At 64.8% G+C, this 4249-nt stretch carries 4 protein-coding genes; all 4 read right to left on the minus strand.

Features of this window, described 5'->3' with window-relative positions; all coding sequences use genetic code 11:
• Positions 1-822, minus strand: an 822-nt coding sequence (locus tag HUU96_RS12170) for an MFS transporter (RefSeq protein WP_174293044.1), incomplete at its 3' end; no start/stop codon positions are given.
• Positions 819-1334: a hypothetical protein gene (locus HUU96_RS12175; RefSeq protein WP_174293045.1), complete on the minus strand. Its 516-nt coding sequence runs from the start codon at positions 1332-1334 to the stop codon at positions 819-821. The genes HUU96_RS12175 and HUU96_RS12170, both read right to left, overlap by 4 nt.
• An 11-nt stretch (positions 1335-1345) precedes the next feature.
• Complete coding sequence (locus HUU96_RS12180; RefSeq protein ID WP_174293046.1) at positions 1346-3484, minus strand: TonB-dependent receptor; 2139 nt, start codon at positions 3482-3484, stop codon at positions 1346-1348.
• Between the two features lie 84 nt (positions 3485-3568).
• Entirely contained in the window at positions 3569-4012 is a 444-nt protein-coding gene (locus tag HUU96_RS12185) for a hypothetical protein (RefSeq protein WP_174293047.1), read from the minus strand.
• Between the last annotated feature and the right edge of the window lie 237 nt (positions 4013-4249).

The following is a 4249-nucleotide window of genomic DNA, read 5'->3' on the forward strand; positions in this document are numbered from 1 at the left end:
GGGCACCCGCGTCTGGCGCAGTTCGGCGAGCTTGGCCCTCAGGCGAAGGTAGCCGGTGTGCGACGGGTTAAACCCAAGCAGTGTCTGGCCCGCATCGGTGGAGGCCGCGACGTCGGCGAGGATTTTCGCCGGCGTGGCCACTTCCGGCTTGGCGGTGATCAGCATGAGGTCGCGCACCGCGAGCTTCAGAACGATGGCGAGCACCACGCCTGGGCAGCCGACGGTCAGGAAGACGAGCTGCCACGAATGGAAGCCGCGCAGGAGCGGCGGCAGCGTCGGCAGTGCGCGGGTGAAGCCGTCGAGCAGCACGCCGCCGACAAACAGCCCCAGGCCCGCGCCGATGAACGGCGCGGTCAGGAACAGCGCGCTGGCGCGGGGGATGCGCCGCACCGGGAACAGGTCGGCGAAGATCGACAGCGCCGCCGGTGCCAGTCCCGCCTCGCCGATCGCGCCGCCGCTGCGCGCAACCGCCAGCGTTGAAAAGCTGCTGGCCAGCCCGATCATCGACGTCGTCGCCGACCAAATCGCGAAACAGGTCGCCGCCACCGCCACCCGGTTGCGCCGGTCGAGAAGCCAGCCGACCGGCAGCCCCGCCGCCGCCGCGCAGAACGCGAAGGCGGGTCCCTGGATGAAGCCCAGCTGGGTGTCGGTCAGATGCAGGTCGCCCTGGATCGCGTGGGCGGTGATCGCGATCACCTGCCGGTCGAGCGAGGCGACCGTCATGCTCAGCCAGAATATGCCGACCGTGACCCAGGCCAGCCGCGACGGCGATCCCTCGCCCTCGGTCGCAACGGCAGGATCGGCGGCGAGCGCTGGCGTCACTTGGGGCTCGGCCCCGCCCAGACGAAATCATCGTGCCAGCGGCGCACGCCGGCGGTGGTCGTTACCTGTCCGTCGCAGGTGAAATGCTTCTGACCGGCATCGACCGCGCAATCCTCGACATAAGGGCCGAGCCCGTCGATGCGGCCCCAATTATGCAGCGTGCCGGGCGCGCGCGACACGATCTGCGTGGTCATCGGCGTGCCCTTCACCGGCGACGGCGGTCCGCCATAGGCACCCTCATAGGACATCACGCTGATCTTGCCCTTGTCGTCGGTCGCCACCGATACCCAGACCGACGTCTTGCCATCGTCCTTGACGACCCACAGCGTATCGTCGCCGGGATCGATCTCCACCGATTTGGCGCGGTTGCGGACCCAGAGCCCCTCCGGCATTACCCCGCCCCGCGCGGTAAGCCGGCCCGGCTCGGCGGCGGCGGGCAGCGACAGGACCAACAGCGCCGTCGCCAGCAACGGCCCGGTCATTCGCGCGACGATGGTGGTTCCGTGATCCATCCCTGCTTCCTTCAGAACTTGAACGAGACCTCGCCGCCATAGGTCGCCGGCCGGTTGGGGAAGGCGACGTCGAACGGCGCACCGGTCGACTGGCTGGGGAAATAGGTCTCGTATGCCTTGGTGTTGAAGATGTTCTTCGCCCAGAAGGTTGCGGTGATGCCACCGCGCGTCAAGCCGAGGCTGCCGTTGACGTAGGTCTTGGGCCGCTGGACGTCGAGATTGTCGATAAACCAGTATTTGGAGCTGTAATGCTGCGCGTTGGCGCGCAGGAACAGCGACGTCGTGGCCGACACCGGCACGGTATAGTCGAAGCCGCCGTTCAGCGTGATGTTGTTGGCGCGCGGCGTCTCGTTGCCGACATATTGCGGGAAGGCGGCGAAGCGGCGGTCCTTGGGCTTGGCGTAGCCCAAATTGCCGAACAGGTTGAAGCCCGAGAGCGGATTGACCCGCACCTCCAGTTCCGCACCGTTCAGCCGGACGCGGTCGATGTTGCCGGTCACTTCCGACCCCGACCCGAAGTCGATATACGAGAATTGATAGTTCCTGATGTCGCTGCGGAACAGCGCGCCGTTGACCGTCAGCTTGCGGTCGAGCCACTGCGTCTTGAAGCCGACCTCATAGTTGGTCAACACCTCGGCATAATAGAGCGGCACCCGGAAGCTGGGCGGGTTGAAGCCGCCCGAGCGAAAGCCGACGCCATAGGTGGCATAGACCAGCTTCTCCGCATCGAGCTTGTAGGTGGCGGTGACCTTTGGCTGGAACTTGCTGAACGTCGCGCGCCGTTCGCTGCCGTTAAGCAGGTTGTCCTGCGTGCGGTGATCGCTATCGTAGCGGCCGCCGGCGGTCAGCGTCAGCGCGCCGATGTCGTAATCGGCCTGCGCCGAGATGCCATAGTTGGACCGCTTGTTCTGCGCCGGATTGGACAGGATGATCAGTGCCGGGTTAGTCGGGTCGGTGGCCGGATGGCCAGTGTCGACGAAGATGTTGGTGCTGATGAACTGGTTGGCGTGCAGATAGTCGCCGCTCACCAGCCAGCGGAACGGGCCCTTGTTGCTGGTCAGCCGTAGCTCCTGGCTGAAAATGCGGTTGTTGAACGGCTGGTTGTCGCCCAGCGAGAAGCCGGGCACCGTCACCGGATTGGTGAAGTCGACGTCGGTGGTCTGGATCTGGTCGAGCTTGGTATGGCCCGAGATTGAGGTCAACGTGGCGAAGCCTAGTTCCTGCTCCAGCTTCGCGGTCAGGTTGGTCGAGGTGCCGGAGCCCCGGTTGGGAAAGTTGCTCTGCGGCTTCTGGAAGTCGTTGGCGCTGCCGGAGAACACCGGCACGAAATAGACGCCAGCGGCGTTGAAGTCCTCATGCTGGGCGATCAGCTGCAGCCGGGTGCCCTCCGCCAGGTTGAAATACAGGTTGCCGCGCAGGCTCCAGTCATGCGGCACCCGGTCGTTGTTGACGCGGCGGAAAGTGTTGAAGATCAACCCGTCGGTATGGAAAAAGCTGCCCGATAAGCGGAACTGTACCTTATCGGGCACGATCGCCCCCGAGATGCCGCCGCTGCCGTCGAACGTCTGGCCGTTGCCATAGGAGAGGTCGGCGAAGCCGCGCAGGTCGTTGCTCGGCGCGGCCGTGGTGATGATGATCGCGCCGGCTTCGGCGTTGCGGCCGTAGAGCGAACCCTGCGGCCCCTTCAGCACCTCGATCTGCGCAATGTCGAACAGGTGCATGTTGAACTGTTTGGGGTCGTCCTGCGGCACGCCGTCGACGATCACCGCGACCGGCGTGTCGGCGTTGCTCGCTTGCGAGATGCCGCGCAGCACGATGACGCTGTTGGTGTAGGTGTCGGTCTTCTCGATCGTCAGGTTGGGAATAGTCGCAACGATGTCCGCGGTCTGCTTGATCTGCTGCGCCTCGATGCTCTTGGCGGTCAGCACGTCGACCTGCACCGGTACGTCCTGCAGCCGCTCCGACCGCTTCTGCGCGGTGACGACGATGTCGCCAGCGGCAGTCTGGGCCTCGGTACCGGGCCTGGCCGGGTCGGCATCCGCGCTGTTGGCCGTGGCCGGATTGGGGACGGTCTGCGCGTGCAGCCCCGTCGGCAAGGCGAGAGCGGCACTCGTCAGCAAGACGGTCTTGATCGACGCGAATATGGTCATGATTGTCCCCCTGTTCGACGGCTGCCCGCCCTATCTGTTTCCCTGGTTCCTCATCCTGGCCTGATCCGCCGCCATCTGCGGCGGTCAGATGGTCTTTTCGTCGACGATGCTCACCATGTGATGGTCGAACATCTGCCAGCGCGCGCCATTGTGTCGCCAGCCGTTGACGTAGGCCACGACCTTGCCGCGATTGCGCTCGCTGATCTCCTGGCCGCTGGGCTTGCCGTCGCCAAACGTCGCGCCCGGCTTGAACTGCTCGTTGTGATATTTGACGAGGCCGAGGGTGATCACCTCTTTGCCGACCTGATGCGCGGTGACATCGACCCAGGTCGCGTCCATCACCTCGATCGTCTTGTCGAGATCGATCATCTCCTGCTTGCCGCCCGCCAGTCCAGGCCAGGGCTGAGCGCTGCCGTAGAAGTCGTCGGTGAAGAAGCTTTCGAGCCAGTCGTGCCGCTTGTTTGCGATCGCCTCGCCCCACTCGTCGTAGAGCGCCTTGAACTGCCTGGATAGCTCGTCGTCGGCCATGATGCTCCCCGCTGGCTGTCGAGTACGGCTCCCGGCTGGTCGCTGCCGTTTCGCCCCTCTGATCCGCAGCTTAGACAAGAAAAGCGATACGTCAACGGTTCGTTGGCGTTTTATCATTGTATTGTGACGTGCGTACGACGTTGCAATAGCCGTGGTGATGCGCTTGAGCATGCCGACGCGGCCGAACGACTGCGACCACCGACGGGCGAGGGACTGCGAGGATGACCGAAGAGGAAA

This window comes from Sphingomonas bacterium (assembly GCF_903644135.1).
In the GTDB taxonomy this organism is placed as follows: domain Bacteria; phylum Pseudomonadota; class Alphaproteobacteria; order Sphingomonadales; family Sphingomonadaceae; genus Sphingomonas.

Bases quoted from the DNA above. Each gene is read 5' to 3' on its own strand.
- HUU96_RS12175 (WP_174293045.1), bottom strand. From the start codon at position 1,334: ATGGATCACGGAACCACCATCGTCGCGCGAATGACCGGGCCGTTGCTG.
- HUU96_RS12180 (WP_174293046.1), bottom strand. From the start codon at position 3,484: ATGACCATATTCGCGTCGATCAAGACCGTCTTGCTGACGAGTGCCGCT.
- HUU96_RS12185 (WP_174293047.1), bottom strand. From the start codon at position 4,012: ATGGCCGACGACGAGCTATCCAGGCAGTTCAAGGCGCTCTACGACGAG.